Below are 15497 nucleotides of genomic sequence, written 5' to 3'. Positions count from 1 at the left end.
TTTAGGTCGGAATGTTGGAATTGGACGTTGATATGGCCAGTTCAGCGTCGTGCCCCGTGAAGGGGGTCATCAGATTCGCCAACTGGGGGAACACCAACGTCATATCTCTATTGGGGCAGGCATTCGTCAAAATGTCAATCTGGCGAATGACGAGCGGCGAAAAATCACCGTGATTTCGACGCCCTTAAGAGATTTTGAAACTGTCACCTAAATAGACGCGCCGCACGTTTTCGTTTTCGACCACTTCGTCCGGGCTGCCTGACATCAGGACCTTGCCGTCATGCAGGATATAGGCGCGGTCCACGATCTCTAGCGTTTCGCGTACGTTGTGGTCCGTGATCAAAACACCAATGCCACGCTTCTTCAGGTCGGCCACCAGATGGCGAATATCGCCCACGCTGATTGGGTCAACGCCTGCGAAGGGTTCGTCAAGCAAAAGATACTTGGGATCTGCCGCCAAGCAGCGCGCGATTTCCACACGCCGTCGTTCACCGCCCGACAGGGCAAGGGCCGGTGCGCGGCGCAGGTGTTCGATGGAAAACTCGGAGAGCAATTCTTCCAGACGCTCGCGCCTTTTGTGGCGGTCGCTTAGCGCGATGTCCAAGATCGCCATGATATTGTCTTCGACGCTGAGGCCCCGAAAGATCGACATTTCTTGTGGCAGATAGCCGATGCCGAGTTTCGCCCGCCGATACATTGGCATGGTTGTCACGTCATGCCCGTCGATCATCACACGCCCGCCTTCGGGCACAACAAGTCCTGCGATGGCGTAAAAGCTGGTGGTTTTGCCGCTGCCGTTCGGACCAAGCAGGGCGACCACTTCGCCGCGCTGCAATTCCAATCCGACGTCTCGGATCACAACCCGCTTGCGATAGCTCTTGCGCAGGTTTTCCACCCGCAGCCCGGAGCTGCCTTCGGTCACTTGGAATTGCGGAGCCGCCATCAGTTCGCCGCCGGTTGCAAGACAGTGCGCACACGCCCGTGCAGTTCAGCGGTGGAGTTTGCTGTGTTCACTGTCATGCGCTGCGCGGTGATGGTGTTGCCACGCTGGGCCAGTGACACATTGCCTGTCATGTGGATCAGCCCGGATTCAACATCATAGACCGCTGTTTCCGCCTGCGCGGTGTCATTTCCGCTTTGCAAGGCAACGCCGCCGGACCCGGTCAGTTTCGCTATGCCTGTGTCTTCGGTCAGATAGGTCACTTCAACCAGCGCCGCGCGAAAGCTCATGTCGCTTTGGGTGATAATCACATTGCCGGTGAATACTGCGTTTCCTGTCGCCTGATCGACGCTCAGAGAGTCGGCTTCAACCTCGATGGGGGCGTTTGGGTCGCCATTGGACAGGCCAAAGTTGACTTTGAACTCTTGGGCATAGGCGGCTGCCGCAAAGACAAGCGCGAGAACGATTGCTGAAAACCTTAACAAGACGCGACCCTCATGGACTTTGCGGTGTGTATACCAGCTTAACGCCGTTTGTGAAAAGGAAACGCCCGTCCGGCGCGTCCTCATCATATGTAAGCTCCATCGCGCCCGCTTCAAACGCACCGGCGGGTCCGAAACCTGTAACTTTGGTGTCAGATTTGGCGGTGCCTTCGTTCAAATTCAAGGTAATGGCATCGGTTTGAATGCTATAGCCATTGGATGCCTCCGCGCGTGCGCCGCCGGAGAGCTCAGCCTCCAGCGACAGGCTGTTGATTTGGCCCGTCTCGGCACTCAGCGACAAGGTCTGCCCGTCCTGGAATTCGACGTTGGCTTGCATCCCCTCGACGTGGGACAGGCTTGCATTTTCCTGATCGGGCCGAGCCGAGCGCGCTGTGACGCGGACGTTATGGTTGCCCACGGTCTGTCCAGCAAAGAACGGCGAGGTGATGCGCTGCTCGCTGGCGCGCTCTTCCAATTCGATTTTGGCGAATGGGATTTGACTGGTCGGGGTCACGGACCGCGCAAAGAGGAACATCGTCGACAGCAATGCCAAGGCTGTCACGGGCAACAGCACCTTCAAGCCATTGATGACCTGCGTGTATGTCAGCCCGCGCCGTGCCATCAGTGCGAAAAGATGTCGATCTCTGGCCAGCCCTCAAGGTCAAGCTGCGCGCGTGTCGGTAGGAAATCAAAACAAGATTGTGCCAGTTCCATACGGCCCTCACGTGTAAGTCGAGCGTTCAGCTTCTCGCGCAGTTGGTGCAAGTAGAGGACATCCGACGCCGCATACTCTAGCTGCGCGTCGGTCAGGTTTGGCGCGCCCCAGTCGCTCATTTGCTGTTGCTTGGAAATGTCTATGCCGAGCAATTCCTGCAACAGGTTCTTCAGGCCGTGACGATCCGTGTAGGTCCGTATCAATTTCGAGGCGATCTTGGTGCAGTAGACCGGCGCGGCGAGGGTACCGAAGGCGTTTTGCATCGCAGCAATGTCAAACCTGCCAAAGTGGAACAGCTTTAGGACATTGGGGTCCTCAAGCATACGGCAAAGGTTGGGGGCTTCGGTCTGCCCCTTAGCGATTTGCAAGATGTGGGCGTCGCCATCCCCGCCTGACATCTGAACAACGCACAGCCGATCCCGATGCGGGTTCAAGCCCATCGTTTCACAATCGATTGCAACAACAGGGCCCAGATCCAGCCCGTCGGGAAGATCGCCGTGATAAAGATGGTTTGCCATTATGACCTCGGATTTGGATATAGGCCCGACTTACGGGTTTGCCCTAGGTTATTCAATTGCAGTCAGCAGGGAAATGCTGGGTTTTGTATGCTGGCGGCACTGGCTATGCTGGCGGCAAGCAAGCGAGGATGGCAGGATGAGCGACGCACTTCAAAACGTATTATCAGAAATCGACGCGGCGAACGCGCAGGACCCGCGTATGGACGAAGGCCAGCCGGAAGCGCTTTTGTACGGACAACGCATGAGTGCGGAATGTGATCGGCTGTTCCCAGACGCGCCGGAAATCCTGCAGATCGCGGCGCGCGGCCAGCATATTGAGCGTTGGGTTTTGAAACGCGCAGACTATCCCGAGGGGCGCGCAGGCTATTTGAAATGGCGTCGCGATCTTGGCGCGCATCATGCCAGCCGAGTGTCGGGGTTCATGGCAGCTGCGGGCTATGGCGCTGAGGACTGTGCGGACGTCGAAAAAATGCTGCGCAAGGAAGGCATCAAGCGCGATGACAATGTGCAGGCGCTTGAGGACATCATTTGTTTCGTGTTTCTGAAATGGTATTTCGCCCCCTTTGCGGCCAAACATCCCGACGACAAAGTTCTGCGCATCGTCGAAAAAACCGCGCGCAAGATGTCGGCAGAGGGTCGCGCCCGCGTGCTTAGGGAATTTGAGCTACCAGCGCCCTTGGCAGCGGCTTTCGCGTAACAAAAACGGCGCCTCAGAGGGCGCCGTTTCTTTTTAACCAAGCGGGTCTGACTTAGCGAATGCGCTTTTCGGTTTGCGCATCAAAGAAAAGAACCTTCTCTGGCTGGTAAGCCACCTTCACAGTCGAGCCTTTGGGAAGAACTTCTTCCTCTTTGCTTTCCACGACAATCCGCTCACCGGTTTTTGCCGAGAGGTATTCGTAGGACACACCGCCCAGCTGTTCGGCCAGATCAACTTTAACTGTGGTATCCGCAGCCGTGACAGTCAGGTGCTGCGGGCGCATACCGACGAGAACTTCGGTGCCCTCCGCTGGCAGACTGACGGACGCGTCAACCAATTCATCATCCAGTGCTGGCACGCGGACTTTGCCGCCTTCGACCACGCCTTTCAGGAAGTTCATGGATGGCGAACCGATAAAGCCAGCAACGAATTTGTTGTCCGGGTCGCGGAACAGATCCATTGGGGCGCCGACCTGTTCAATGTAGCCTGCACGCAGAACGACGATTTTGTCCGCAAGGGTCATCGCCTCGACCTGGTCGTGGGTCACGTAGATCATGGTCGCGCCGATTTCGCTGTGCAGACGCGCGATTTCAACGCGCATGTCGACACGCAGTTCTGCGTCAAGGTTGGATAGAGGCTCGTCAAAAAGGAAAACCTCTGGGCCACGCACAATCGCACGGCCAATCGCCACACGCTGACGCTGACCACCAGAGAGCGCTTTGGGCTTGCGCTTGAGGTATTGGTCAAGCTGCAGAATCTGTGAGGCTTCGCCGACTTTCTTGTCGATCTCGGCCTTGGGCACGCCATTCATTTTCAGGCCAAAGCCCATGTTTTCTTCGACGGTCATATGTGGGTATAGTGCGTAGGTCTGGAACACCATGGCCACGCCGCGCTCGGCAGGGTCCATATGGGTCACATCACGTGTCCCGATTGTCATTTGACCGCCGGTCGTTTCTTCCAAACCCGCAACCATACGCAGGAGTGTGGATTTACCGCAGCCCGATGGGCCAACAAAGACGCAGAATTCGCCTTCTTCGATTTTCAGGTCCACACCGTGGATGACCTGCGTTTCGCCATATTTCTTGATGACATTCGTGAGTTCTACACCCGACATTTACTTCTCTCTCCCGAGGTTATTTTGGTGATGGAAATTGCCACGTTGTCGCGGCATCACCGATTGCTTTGGTTGCTTGTAGCAGTTGAGGTTTGAAGGTTTCCAAATCCTTTAGACTATGGCGTGAAGTTGTGGTCGCAATAGAGACCGAACCCACGACCTTGCCGTTGTTCAATAAGATCGGCGCAGCAATCGAAATGATTCCACGCTCGTGCTCTTCCCTGTCAAATGCGACACCTTCTGCCCTAATCGTGTCAAATTCGGCTATCAGACTTTCGCGATCTTTGTGCGTCGACGCCGTATATGGCACAAACGCCTGTTGTTTCAAAGCGCGCTCCAGCCTTTCGGGTGCCATGAAGGCCAAAATGGCTTTGCCAACCCCCGTGCAATGTGCGGGCGCAATTCGCCCGGCCTGAGCAAGCGTTTCAAACAAAACAGAACTGCGGCGCTTGTCGACGAATAGAACCTGACCGTTCTCCATCTGTGCGAGGTGGATGGTTTCGCCAACTTCCTCTTCCAAGATGTCCAGCATCTCTGAGGCGAGTGGGGCCAAAGACGCACTTTGCCAGGCCGAATGGGCAAGGCGCACGAGACGCAGCCCCATGCTGTAGACCTGACGGTCTTCGTCGTAAGACAACATACCCTGATTCGTTAAAGTCTGAAGAAACCGATACAGAGTCGCTTTCGGCTGCTCGCTGATCGAAAGCAGCTCCGAGAACCGAACTGGGCGGTTGAAAGTCGCGACCAAGTCGAGAATTTCCAACGCTTTACCGACCGTCCCGTCTTTTTTGACAGTTTGCGCCATATTGTTTTTTCCTCCCTGTTCCGCCGCCGTAAAGCTGACGAAACATGTTGACAACCCTAGTGAGTCGGCGCATTATTTTCAATAGTTAAAACTAAGTTCCATTATTTGGAACATCTACGGAGCAAAATGGGGAGGAAAACCATGTTCCATAAAACCAAGTCCGTCTTGGCGACTTTGGCTGCGACCGCTGCACTCACCACCGGTGCATTTGCAGGGAGCCATGCAAAGCTGTCTGGCGATCTCGTCATCTTCTCTGACATGTCCAACCCGGCGCCGCGCGCGGTTATGGAAGGCATGGTTGAGCGTTTCGGTGAGATGCACCCAGATCTGAACATCGAGCTGACGGTGATTGACCGCGAAGCGTACAAGACTCAGATCCGGAACTTCCTGACAGCAAATGCGCCTGACGTTGCAAACTGGTATGCGGCAAACCGCATGCGTCCATACGTAGACGCAGGGTTGTTTGAAGACATCTCTGATGTTTGGGAAGACCCTGAACTTGCTGATCTGGCATCCACAAAGGGCGCGATGACCCTGGATGGCAAGCAGTGGGGCGTACCATACACCTACTACCAATGGGGTGTGTACTACCGCAAAGACATCTACGAAGAGCTGGGCCTAAACGAGCCTGCAACCTTCGAAGAAATGAAGTCCAACTGCCAGACCATTTTGGACTCTGGTCGCAAGTGCTACACCATCGGCACCAAGTTCCTATGGACCGCAGGTGGCTGGTTTGACTACCTAAACATGCGCACCAACGGGTATGATTACCACGCAAAGCTGACCGGTGGCGAAATCCCATGGACAGACGAAGGTGTTGCGAAGACATTCGCCAACTGGCGTGAACTGATCGACATGGGCGCGTTCATCGACAACCACACCGCATACAGCTGGCAAGAATCCCTGCCGTTCATCGTCTCTGGCGAAGCAGCAGCGATCCTGAAAGGCAACTTCGCGGTGCCACCACTGCGTGAAGCAGGTCTGGACGACAGCAAACTGGACTTCTACCAGTTCCCATCGATCAACCCAGATGTTGAACTCGCAGAAGACGCGCCAACCGACACGTTCCACATCCCATCCGGTGCGAAGAACAAAGAAGCTGCAAAAGCCTTCTTGAAGTTCGTCGTATCTGCTGAAAACCAGACACTTATCAACAATGGTGACAACCTGGGTCAGTTGCCGGTGAATGCGAAATCCTCTGTGGATGACGACAAGTTCCTGAAAGAAGGCTTCGAGATGCTTTCCTCCAACAGCCCAGGTGGTGTTGCGCAGTTCTTTGACCGCGACGCACCAGCAGAAATGGCGAAAGTTGCGATGGAAGGTTTCCAGGAGTTCATGGTGAAACCAGACAATCTTGATAAGATCATTGATCGCCTCGACCGAGCTGCTCAGCGTATCTACAAGTAATATCTGATCTCTGAGGGCGTAGTGCATAGACGCATTACGCCCTCATTCTTTCAAAGCGCGGTGTTTTCCACCCCTCTGAACAACTTTCTTGGAAAACCGTGCATAGCTCCTCGGAGATAGAACATGTCTTCATCCACTGAAGCCGCGACCAAAGCGTCGTGGTACAAGCGGAATGAGATAGCTGCCACGCCATGGCTCTTTTTGATCCCCGGCGTCGCGATGTTTCTTCTGTACGTCATCTTTCCCATCTTCCAATCCATCAATGTCTCCTTCTACGACTGGGACGGTTTGGGCGAAGCCCAATGGGTTGGCATGGGCAACTATGAAGAACTGTATTGGGACGATGCGTTTTACGTGTCTTTACGCAACAACTTGATCTGGCTGGTTCTTTACCTATTGGCGATCCCTGCCGGTCTCTTTATTGCGCTCTTCTTGAACCAGACCGTCACAGGCATCCGTCTTTATAAGTCACTCTTCTTTTTCCCCTTCGTGATCTCTCAAGTCGTTGTGGGCCTCGTGTTTACCTGGTTCTACGATCCGACGTTTGGGCTCTTGAACCAATTCTTGGCGGTGTTCGGGATTGATCCAATCAACGTGCTTGGGGACGAGCGCTTTGTGACCTACGGGATTATTGCCGCAGGCATCTGGCCACAAACGGCATACTGTATGATCCTCTACCTCACCGGTTTGAATGCCGTTGACCCAGAGCAGATCGAAGCCGCGCGACTGGACGGTGCCAAAGGTTGGAAAATGCTGTGGCACATCATCGTTCCTCAGTTGAAACCAGCAACCTTTATTGCCTTCGTTGTGACGATCATCGGCGCGTTGCGGTCCTTTGACTTGATTTCGATTATGACGAACGGCGGTCCATTCGGTGAGAGCCGCGTCTTGTCATTCTACATGTTCGAGGTCGCCCTGTCTGAATATGGCTTCCGCATGGGCTATGGTGCCTCGATCGCGGTTGTTCTGTTCCTGATCATGCTGTGCTTCATCACATACTTCTTGTGGTCAATGTACAAAGATGAAAAGGGAGGTCGCTGATATGTTTCCGACTCCAATCGAAAAATCCTCTCGCACATGGCAGCTATCCTATCAGGCGCTGCTGCCTGCGGCCTTGGTCCTCTGGCTTTTGCCACTGATCGCGGTTGCTGTGTTCTCGATCAAACCGGATGCGGATTTCACAACCGGCAACTACTGGGGTCTGCCGACCTCGTTTGAGTTCGTCAACAACTACGGCAAGGTCTTCTTTCAGTCCGACATGCCCCGTTATCTGATGAACTCTGTTCTGATCACGGTACCCACCATGATCGGCTGTGTTGTCCTAAGTTCCATGACCGGCTTTGCGCTGGGCGTTTACAAATTCCGTTCGAACATCTGGATCTTCTTCATGTTCGTCGCGGGCAACTTCGTGCCATTCCAGATTCTCATGGTGCCTGTACGGGACCTGACTCTGGATATGGGTCTTTATAATACCAAAACCGGGCTAGTGTTCTTTCACATCGCATTCCAGACAGGTTTCTGTACGCTGTTCATGCGGAACTTCATCAAAGCGCTGCCTTTCGATCTGATCGAGGTGGCACGTGTTGAAGGCGTGGCAGAGTGGAAAATCTTCTGGCACGTGGTGCTGCCGCTGATGAAACCAGCGTTGGCGGCCATGGCGGTGCTGATCTTTACTTTCATCTGGAACGACTACTTCTGGGCAGTTGTCCTGACACAGGGTGCCGAAAGTCAGCCGGTGACCGCGGGTATCACGAGCTTTAACGCTCAGTACCGTGCCGCGTATCACCTGATGAGTGCAGGCTCCATTGTGGCAGCGCTTCCGCCTGTGGCGATGTTCTTCCTGATGCAGAAACACTTCATTGCCGGTCTCACTCTAGGAGCCGTTAAATGATCCAATGCTGGCGTCTTGATGACTCACGTCAAACGCTTGTTCTGGGTTCCCACAATGACCACCTCGCCGAGGTGGTCTATTGGGGGCCCAGGTTGTCAGACAAAGAAGACCTGACAACGCTCTACAAAGCTCATGTCCTCGATGTTACCGGGGGCATGCTCGACCAAAACCCTGAACTTTCAATTTGTCCTGAGGCAACGCGCAGTTTTCCCGGCCAGCCGGGCATGAGCCTGCGTGACAAAGACGGCACGCCAATGCTGCCGAAATTCTGCTTTGCCGAGGCAAAGGAAGAAGACGATGCCCTGACGCTGACCTTTAAAGATCAGGAAGGCATCCTGACCTATTCCGCCCGTTTTGCAATTGACGGGCAAACCCACATGATCGAGGCGAAGGCCTGGGTCGACGCGGCCCATCCGGTGCACCTGCACTGGCTGTCTGCGCCCGTTTTCCCGGCGCCGCAGAACTCGACCGAGATGATCGATTTCGCAGGTCGTTGGTGTGGCGAGTTTCAGATGAACCGCACGCCGTGGTCTGCGGGCATGCGCTACCGCGAAAATCGCACAGGCCGCACGGGCCACGAACATTTCCCAGGGCTAATTGTTCCCTGTGGCGGAGCGACCAATGCCTCAGGCCATGCCTACGCCTTCCATTACGGTTGGTCCGGTGGGCACCGTATGGCGGCGGAAGAGCTGCCCGATGGGCGTCGCCAAATCCAGTTCGGCCATGCGACTCGCGTCGAACTTTCTGCAAAGACGCGTTTTGGAACCGCGACCCTTTATGCGGTGTTCTCTGATGACGGAATCAACGGCTGTGCCGTGGCCTTTCAGCGCCACCTGCGCGACCGCGTGGTGACATGGCCCCATCCGGACCGTCCACGACCTGTGCACTACAATTGCTGGGAAGCGGTTTATTTCAACCACAACCTGCCTGAACTCAAAGAGATCGCCAGCCGTGCCGCTGCCTTGGGGGCAGAGCGTTTCGTTCTGGATGATGGTTGGTTTGGCAATCGTGATGATGACACGATGGCACTGTCAGATTGGGAAGTTGACGCGCGCAAATACCCAGAAGGGCTGCAGCCGCTGATCGACCATGTGCATTCCGAAGGTATGACCTTTGGGATCTGGTTTGAGCCAGAAATGATCAATGAAAACTCCAACATTCACCGGGCGCACCCCGAATGGGCATTGGGGTCCGAAGACCAGATCCTTGGACGTCAGCAAAAAGCAGTGAACATGGCGCGGTCCGATGTGCAGGAATTCTTGTTTGATCGGATCGGTGCGATCCTGCGTGACTACGAGATCGACTATATCAAATGGGACCACAACCGCGTGCTGCCTTTGCCGGATGCCGCGCAGACCCGTGGGTCCTATGCGTTGATGGATCGTCTGCGTGCGGCCTTCCCGCATGTTGAAATTGAAAGCTGCGCCTCGGGTGGTGGCCGGATTGACTTTGGCATCCTCAGCCGCACGCAGCGCGTTTGGCTGTCGGATTCCAATGACGCATTGGAACGCCTGAAGATGCAGCACAACGCTGCGATCTTCCTTCCTTCCGCCGTGACCGGAAGTCACGTTGGCCCGCGTGAATGCCATACGTCGGGCCGTGTCTACGACATCCGGTTCCGCGCGTGGGTTGCTGCTCAGCGCCACATGGGGTTTGAAATGGACCCGCGCGAGCTGATCGACGACGAAGTCGAGGTGCTCAGCAAGGTGACCGCATGGTGGAAAGAGAACCGAGACTGGATGTACCGGGCGGATATTCTGCGCCTTGATAGCTCTGATCCCGCGGTGATTGCAGAGCAACAACTCGCCGAGGGTGGCGGTCGCTTTGTTGTCTTCGCCGGTTTGGCAGGCACATCCTCACAGATCGCGCCGCGGCCTCTGCGCTTGACCCGGCTTAGCCCGGACGCGATGTACCGAGTCGAATTGATCAACCGAGATGACGCGCCTTATCTGTCTCGCGGCACACCATTGTTAAAATCCGAACCACTGGTCGCCAGCGGGGCCTACCTGATGGCGCAGGGACTGACCCTGCCATGGAGCTTCCCGGACAAGATGTGGGTACTTGAAGGAACACGCCTATGACCAAAAGCAGACGCAATCGCAGCTGGTACGGCATGATGGACAAAGATGGTTTCATCCGGCGTAGCTGGATGAAAAATCAGGGCTTCCCTGATCATGCTTTTGATGGGCGTCCGGTGATCGGTATCTGCAACACTTGGTCAGAACTGACCCCCTGCAATTCGGGGCTAAGAGAACTGGCCGAAGGCGTCAAACGCGGGGTTTGGGAAGCCGGTGGTTTCCCAGTCGAATTCCCGGTGATGTCATTGGGCGAAACCCAGATGAAGCCCACGGCGATGCTGTTTCGCAACCTGCTGGCGATGGATGTCGAGGAATCGATCCGCGCCTATGGCATGGATGGCGTTGTGCTGTTGGGCGGCTGCGACAAGACCACACCGGGCCAATTGATGGGTGCGGCGTCGGTTGATCTGCCGACCATCGTTGTGTCCGCCGGTCCTATGCTGAATGGCAAATGGAAGGGCCGCGACCTAGGGTCCGGCACCGACGTGCGCAAATTTGCCACGGCCGTGAAAGCCGGAGAAATGACCCTTAAGGACTTCATGGCAACCGAGTCTGGCATGAGTCGTTCAAAAGGTGTCTGCATGACGATGGGCACGGCTTCGACCACCTCGTCATTGTCCGAAGCGATGGGGCTTTCCTTGCCGATGAACGGGACATTGCCCGCCGTCGACGCGCGCCGCATGGCCCTGGCGCATATGACAGGCAAACGCATTGTCGAAATGGTCGACGAAGACCTGAAACTGTCCGACGTTCTCAGCAAAGCCAGCTTTGACAACGCCATTGTCGCCAACGCTGCGCTGGGTGGCTCGACCAATGCCGTCGTGCACCTTCTGGCGCTTGCGGGGCGGGTTGGCATCGATTTGACGATGGAAGACTTCGAAAAGGGCGGCGAAATACCTCTACTGGTGAATTGCATGCCCTCGGGCAAATACCTGATGGAAGATTTTTGCTACGCAGGCGGTGTACCGGTTGTGCTGAAAGAAATCAGTCACAAGCTGCAGCCCGCCAACACCGTGATGGGCAAGGATATCTCGCATTATTTCGACGGGGCCGAGTGTTACAATCGTGACGTGATTTTTGCCTATGATGCACCGCGCAAACCCGCAGCGGGTCTGCGGGTTCTACGGGGGAACTTGGCACCCAACGGCGCTATTGTGAAACCCTCCGCCGCGAGCGATCACCTACTGGAGCATGAGGGCGAGGCCTACGTGTTTGAAACCATCGAAGAGCTGAAAGCCAATATTGACCGCGAAGATCTGCCCGTCACCGCAGAGAGCATTCTGGTGCTGAAAAACTGCGGCCCCAAAGGCTATCCCGGCATGCCCGAGGTGGGCGATATGCCGATCCCGGCCAAGCTTGCCAAACAGGGTGTCAAAGACATCGTGCGGGTTTCTGATGCGCGCATGTCGGGCACGGCTTTTGGCACGGTCATCTTGCATGTCGCCCCGGAAGCGACGGCAGGCGGGCCATTGGCGCTTGTGAAAACTGGCGACCGGATCAAAGTCTCTGCGTCGACCGGCGTTCTGGAATTGCTGGTGTCAGAGGACGAACTGGCCGAACGCCGCGCCGCTTGGGTCGCGCCGGAACCTTATTACACCCGTGGCTATGCCAAGATGTACGTTGATCACGTGCTGCAGGCCGACAAGGGTGCCGATCTGGACTTTTTGGTGGGCAAAGACACCCGCCCTGTGACAAGGGAGAGCCACTGATGGCAATCAATGCAACATTCCATGACCTCAAGGGAAAGTCCGTATTCATCACGGGCGGTGGTTCTGGCATCGGTGCGTTCCTGACCGAAGGTTTCTTGGCGCAGGGCGCCAAAGTCGCCTTTGTTCAGCGCTCCGACAGCACGGCGTTCTGCGATGAGATGGAAGCCAAGCACGGCAACCGTCCATTGTTCATCCAATGTGACATCACCGATATTCCCGCGCTGAAGGCGGCTATTCAGCAGGCTTCTGAAGCCCATGGGCCGGTGACCGCGCTGATCAACAATGCCGCGAATGACAAGCGCCACAGCACCGAAGAAGTCACCGAAGAGTTCTGGGACTGGTCTCAAGCCATCAATCTCAAGGCTTATTTCTTTGCTTGCCAAGAGGTTATGCCGGGTATGAAAGCGGCTGGTAGCGGTACCATTGTGAACTTCACATCGATCTCGTATATGATGGGCAATGCGGGCTATCCGGCCTACACAACCGCCAATTCGGGCATCAATGGTATGACCCGCAGCTTGGCGCGCGAATTCGGCCCGGACAAGATCCGCGTGAACGCATTGGCACCGGGCTGGGTCCTTACGGACAAGCAGAAAGAACTTTGGGTCACACCTGAAGCGCTGGAAGACCACCTTGGCCGTCAATGCCTGAAAGATACTTTGGGGCCCGAAGATATCGTCGGCGCGACGCTGTTCCTGGCGTCTGACGCAAGCAAGATGATGACTGGTCAGGCCATGGTTGTGGACGGCGGAGTCGTAGTAACGGGATGACAGATACAATTCGAGACAGCGTTGCGCTGGTGGCTGTGGATTGGGGCACCAGCAATTTGCGGCTGTCTTTACTGGATAACGACGGCACGGTACTTGCCGAACGGTCTTCGGACCGCGGGATGGGGTCTTTGGCCCCGTCTGAATTCGAAGGTGCGCTGCTTGAATTGATCGACGCAGACCTGCCAGATAATAAAGTCACACCTGTGATTTGCTGCGGCATGGTCGGGGCGGCGCAAGGTTGGAAAGAAGCCACCTATCAGGCGGTGCCCTGCGCTCCGCCCGACGGCAAAGGCGCCACACGGGTCGACGCCAAGGACCCGCGCATTTCCGTCTGGATTCTACCCGGTTTGAAACAAACCAACCCGGGCGATGTGATGCGTGGCGAAGAAACCCAAATCGCTGGGTTTCTGGCAGAAAACCCAGATTTTGATGGCGTTCTTTGCCTGCCCGGCACCCACACCAAATGGGCGCGGATTTCGGCCAAAGAGGTCGTCAGCTTTCAGACCTATATGACCGGCGAATTGTTCGCACTGTTGTCCAAACAATCTGTGCTGCGACACACGGTCAACGGTGACGATTGGGATGCGGATGCCTTTGTTGACGCCCTGTCGGATGCCATGAGCCGCCCACAATCGATCGCCAGCAAACTCTTTGGGTTGCGTGCAGAGTTCCTTGTTGGCGACATGACGCCTTCTCAGGGAAAGGCACGCCTGTCCGGTTATCTGATCGGACTCGAGCTGGCCGGGGCGCGGCCCTATTGGCTGGGCATGCCAGTCGCCCTGATTGGCGCGCCTGCGCTTTGTAAACTTTACCAAGACGGACTTACTGCACAGGGCGTCAAAGCCTCTCTGCATTCCGTCAGCGACATGACCCTGAGCGGCCTGAAAGCGGCCTACTCTGATGTGAAGGAAATGAACCCATGAGCCGAGAAGTCATTGCCATCCTACGTGGCGTGAAGCCTGACGAAGTTGTTGGCATCTGCGCTGAAATTCTTGAAGCAGGCATTGACCGGATCGAAGTTCCGCTGAACTCTCCGCAGCCGTTTCAAAGCATCGAAGCGATTGCCAAGGAATTTGGCGACCGTGCGTTGATCGGGGCAGGTACTGTGCTGACACCAGAAGATGTGCAAAGCGTCAAGGATGCGGGCGGTGAGTTGATTGTATCGCCAGATGCCTGCGTGCCGGTCATTGAAAAGACTAAGGCACTGGGCATGCAATCTTTCCCCGGTGTGATTACCCCAACCGAGGCTTTCGCAGCCCTGCGCGCAGGTGCGGATGGGTTGAAAATTTTCCCCGGCGATCTTCTCGGTATCGCGGGTTTGAAAGCCATGCGTGCCGTCCTGCCGCAGCGCACCAAGGTCTACGCGGTCGGTGGCGCCGGTCCTGACAACTTCGGCAAGTGGATAGAAGCTGGTGCAAGTGGTTTCGGCATCGGCAGCGGCATCTACAAGGCCGGTATGAGTGCTGCAGACGTCCGCGCAAAAGCAGACGCAATTGTCGCGGCCTATGATGAGGTCATGGACTGATGGGCGCAGAAGTTTTTGACAACCGCATTTGCGAGTTAGGTGAGGGTCCGCTGTGGCACCCTCTGCGTCAGCAGATGTTCTGGTTCGATATTCTCGGCAAGAAGCTTTTAACGCGCGTTGATGGGGCCGAGCAGGAATGGACCTTTGACGAACACGTTTCTGCCGCCGGATGGGTCGATGCAGACACGTTGATGATCGCGTCTGAAACCGGGCTTTATCGCTTTGATCTCAGTTCAGGTGAACGCGAACTGTTGGTCGCTTTGGAAGCCGACAATGCGGCCACGCGTTCCAACGACGGGCGCGCAGATCCACAAGGCGGTTTCTGGATCGGGACCATGGGCTTTAACGGCGAACCCGGTGCAGGGGCGATTTACCGCTACTATCGCGGCGAGTTGCGCAAGCTGTTCGGCGATATATCGATCTCTAATTCCATCTGCTTCGGTCCCTTGGGCGACGTGGCCTATTACAGCGATACAGCAAAGAAAACCATCATGCAGGTCGCATTGGACGAGGCGGGATGGCCCGTCGGAGAGCCAACTGTGTTCGTAGATGTTAACGAGGATGGCCTAAACCCAGACGGGTCGGTCGTGGACGCTGCTGGCAACCTTTGGAACGCGCAATGGGGCGTGAATCGCGTGGCATGTTATAGTCCAGATGGCCAGCTGCTTACGGCGATTGAATTTGATGCCGTACAAATCTCTTGCCCGGCTTTCGGGGGCGCTGATCTCAATGATCTTTACGCAACATCGGCAGCCGTAGGGTTGAGTGGTGACGCCGAAGGAAAAACCTTTGTGGTCTCCCTGCCAGACGCGACCGGACAAGCGGAACACCAAGTTATCTTGTGAG

General features: G+C 55.9%; 16 protein-coding genes. 10 read left to right on the top strand and 6 right to left on the bottom strand.

The window, feature by feature from the left end; translation table 11 throughout:
* Positions 1-184: 184 nt before the first annotated feature.
* From lptB to BUA39_RS07690, 4 genes are read right to left on the bottom strand one after another with little or no spacing between them, the layout of a single operon-like run.
* Complete coding sequence (lptB, locus tag BUA39_RS07705) at positions 185-943, bottom strand: LPS export ABC transporter ATP-binding protein (protein WP_072792461.1); 759 nt, start codon at positions 941-943, stop codon at positions 185-187.
* Positions 943-1425, bottom strand: coding sequence for a lipopolysaccharide transport periplasmic protein LptA (gene lptA / locus BUA39_RS07700; protein WP_072792459.1), 483 nt, complete (start codon positions 1423-1425; stop codon positions 943-945). Before lptA ends, lptB begins: the two co-directional genes overlap by 1 nt.
* Before the next feature lie 10 nt (positions 1426-1435).
* Entirely contained in the window at positions 1436-2044 is a 609-nt protein-coding gene (gene lptC, locus BUA39_RS07695; protein WP_072792458.1) for an LPS export ABC transporter periplasmic protein LptC, read from the bottom strand.
* Complete coding sequence (locus BUA39_RS07690) at positions 2044-2655, bottom strand: ribonuclease D (protein ID WP_072792456.1); 612 nt, start codon at positions 2653-2655, stop codon at positions 2044-2046. The genes lptC and BUA39_RS07690 overlap by 1 nt, the downstream gene beginning before the upstream one ends.
* A 136-nt stretch (positions 2656-2791) precedes the next feature.
* Between BUA39_RS07690 and BUA39_RS07685 the strand changes: the two genes are divergently transcribed.
* A complete protein-coding gene (locus tag BUA39_RS07685; protein ID WP_072792454.1) occupies positions 2792-3352 on the top strand; it encodes a DUF4202 domain-containing protein in 561 nt (186 codons plus the stop codon).
* A gap of 52 nt (positions 3353-3404) precedes the next feature.
* Here BUA39_RS07685 and BUA39_RS07680 read toward each other — a convergent pair whose 3' ends face one another.
* Complete coding sequence (locus BUA39_RS07680; RefSeq protein ID WP_072792452.1) at positions 3405-4466, bottom strand: ABC transporter ATP-binding protein; 1062 nt, start codon at positions 4464-4466, stop codon at positions 3405-3407.
* 19 nt (positions 4467-4485) lie between these two features.
* Positions 4486-5271: an IclR family transcriptional regulator gene (locus BUA39_RS07675; RefSeq protein ID WP_072792450.1), complete on the bottom strand. Its 786-nt coding sequence runs from the start codon at positions 5269-5271 to the stop codon at positions 4486-4488.
* A gap of 141 nt (positions 5272-5412) precedes the next feature.
* Between BUA39_RS07675 and BUA39_RS07670 the strand changes: the two genes are divergently transcribed.
* The 9 genes from BUA39_RS07670 to BUA39_RS07630 all read left to right on the top strand — a co-directional run bounded on the left by BUA39_RS07670 (position 5413) and on the right by BUA39_RS07630 (position 15496).
* Positions 5413-6678, top strand: a complete 1266-nt coding sequence (locus tag BUA39_RS07670) for an ABC transporter substrate-binding protein (RefSeq protein ID WP_084604810.1) — start codon at positions 5413-5415, stop codon at positions 6676-6678.
* Between the two features lie 123 nt (positions 6679-6801).
* On the top strand, positions 6802-7719 hold the full coding sequence (locus BUA39_RS07665; protein ID WP_072792448.1) for a carbohydrate ABC transporter permease: 918 nt from the start codon (positions 6802-6804) through the stop codon (positions 7717-7719).
* A 1-nt stretch (position 7720) separates the two neighbouring features.
* Positions 7721-8569, top strand: coding sequence for a carbohydrate ABC transporter permease (locus BUA39_RS07660; protein WP_072792445.1), 849 nt, complete (start codon positions 7721-7723; stop codon positions 8567-8569).
* Positions 8566-10650, top strand: a complete 2085-nt coding sequence (locus BUA39_RS07655) for an alpha-galactosidase (protein WP_072792443.1) — start codon at positions 8566-8568, stop codon at positions 10648-10650. The genes BUA39_RS07660 and BUA39_RS07655 overlap by 4 nt, the downstream gene beginning before the upstream one ends.
* Positions 10647-12356: an IlvD/Edd family dehydratase gene (locus BUA39_RS07650; RefSeq protein WP_072792441.1), complete on the top strand. Its 1710-nt coding sequence runs from the start codon at positions 10647-10649 to the stop codon at positions 12354-12356. Before BUA39_RS07655 ends, BUA39_RS07650 begins: the two co-directional genes overlap by 4 nt.
* Complete coding sequence (locus tag BUA39_RS07645) at positions 12356-13126, top strand: SDR family NAD(P)-dependent oxidoreductase (protein ID WP_072792439.1); 771 nt, start codon at positions 12356-12358, stop codon at positions 13124-13126. The genes BUA39_RS07650 and BUA39_RS07645 overlap by 1 nt, the downstream gene beginning before the upstream one ends.
* Positions 13123-14049 carry a 2-dehydro-3-deoxygalactonokinase gene (locus tag BUA39_RS07640; protein ID WP_072792437.1) on the top strand — a complete coding sequence of 309 codons (927 nt, stop codon included), beginning with the start codon at positions 13123-13125 and terminating at the stop codon, positions 14047-14049. The genes BUA39_RS07645 and BUA39_RS07640 overlap by 4 nt, the downstream gene beginning before the upstream one ends.
* Positions 14046-14651 (top strand): 2-dehydro-3-deoxy-6-phosphogalactonate aldolase, encoded by a 606-nt coding sequence (locus BUA39_RS07635; RefSeq protein ID WP_072792435.1) that lies wholly within the window; start codon positions 14046-14048, stop codon positions 14649-14651. The genes BUA39_RS07640 and BUA39_RS07635 overlap by 4 nt, the downstream gene beginning before the upstream one ends.
* Entirely contained in the window at positions 14651-15496 is an 846-nt protein-coding gene (locus BUA39_RS07630; protein WP_072792433.1) for an SMP-30/gluconolactonase/LRE family protein, read from the top strand. Before BUA39_RS07635 ends, BUA39_RS07630 begins: the two co-directional genes overlap by 1 nt.
* Position 15497: the final 1 nt, after the last annotated feature.

It is taken from the genome of Cognatishimia maritima, from assembly GCF_900129685.1.
Taxonomy (GTDB): Bacteria; Pseudomonadota; Alphaproteobacteria; order Rhodobacterales; family Rhodobacteraceae; genus Cognatishimia; species Cognatishimia maritima.
Note: the sequence above shows the minus strand (reverse complement) of the source record. Positions and strands in the feature narration are given on the sequence as shown.

Coding starts and splice junctions, on each gene's coding strand:
- lptB (WP_072792461.1), bottom strand. CDS start 943: ATGGCGGCTCCGCAATTCCAAGTGACCGAAGGCAGCTCCGGGCTGCGG.
- lptC (WP_072792458.1), bottom strand. CDS start 2,044: ATGGCACGGCGCGGGCTGACATACACGCAGGTCATCAATGGCTTGAAG.
- BUA39_RS07690 (WP_072792456.1), bottom strand. CDS start 2,655: ATGGCAAACCATCTTTATCACGGCGATCTTCCCGACGGGCTGGATCTG.
- BUA39_RS07685 (WP_072792454.1), top strand. CDS start 2,792: ATGAGCGACGCACTTCAAAACGTATTATCAGAAATCGACGCGGCGAAC.
- BUA39_RS07680 (WP_072792452.1), bottom strand. CDS start 4,466: ATGTCGGGTGTAGAACTCACGAATGTCATCAAGAAATATGGCGAAACG.
- BUA39_RS07675 (WP_072792450.1), bottom strand. CDS start 5,271: ATGGCGCAAACTGTCAAAAAAGACGGGACGGTCGGTAAAGCGTTGGAA.
- BUA39_RS07670 (WP_084604810.1), top strand. CDS start 5,413: ATGTTCCATAAAACCAAGTCCGTCTTGGCGACTTTGGCTGCGACCGCT.
- BUA39_RS07665 (WP_072792448.1), top strand. CDS start 6,802: ATGTCTTCATCCACTGAAGCCGCGACCAAAGCGTCGTGGTACAAGCGG.
- BUA39_RS07660 (WP_072792445.1), top strand. CDS start 7,721: ATGTTTCCGACTCCAATCGAAAAATCCTCTCGCACATGGCAGCTATCC.
- BUA39_RS07655 (WP_072792443.1), top strand. CDS start 8,566: ATGATCCAATGCTGGCGTCTTGATGACTCACGTCAAACGCTTGTTCTG.
- BUA39_RS07650 (WP_072792441.1), top strand. CDS start 10,647: ATGACCAAAAGCAGACGCAATCGCAGCTGGTACGGCATGATGGACAAA.
- BUA39_RS07645 (WP_072792439.1), top strand. CDS start 12,356: ATGGCAATCAATGCAACATTCCATGACCTCAAGGGAAAGTCCGTATTC.
- BUA39_RS07640 (WP_072792437.1), top strand. CDS start 13,123: ATGACAGATACAATTCGAGACAGCGTTGCGCTGGTGGCTGTGGATTGG.
- BUA39_RS07635 (WP_072792435.1), top strand. CDS start 14,046: ATGAGCCGAGAAGTCATTGCCATCCTACGTGGCGTGAAGCCTGACGAA.
- BUA39_RS07630 (WP_072792433.1), top strand. CDS start 14,651: ATGGGCGCAGAAGTTTTTGACAACCGCATTTGCGAGTTAGGTGAGGGT.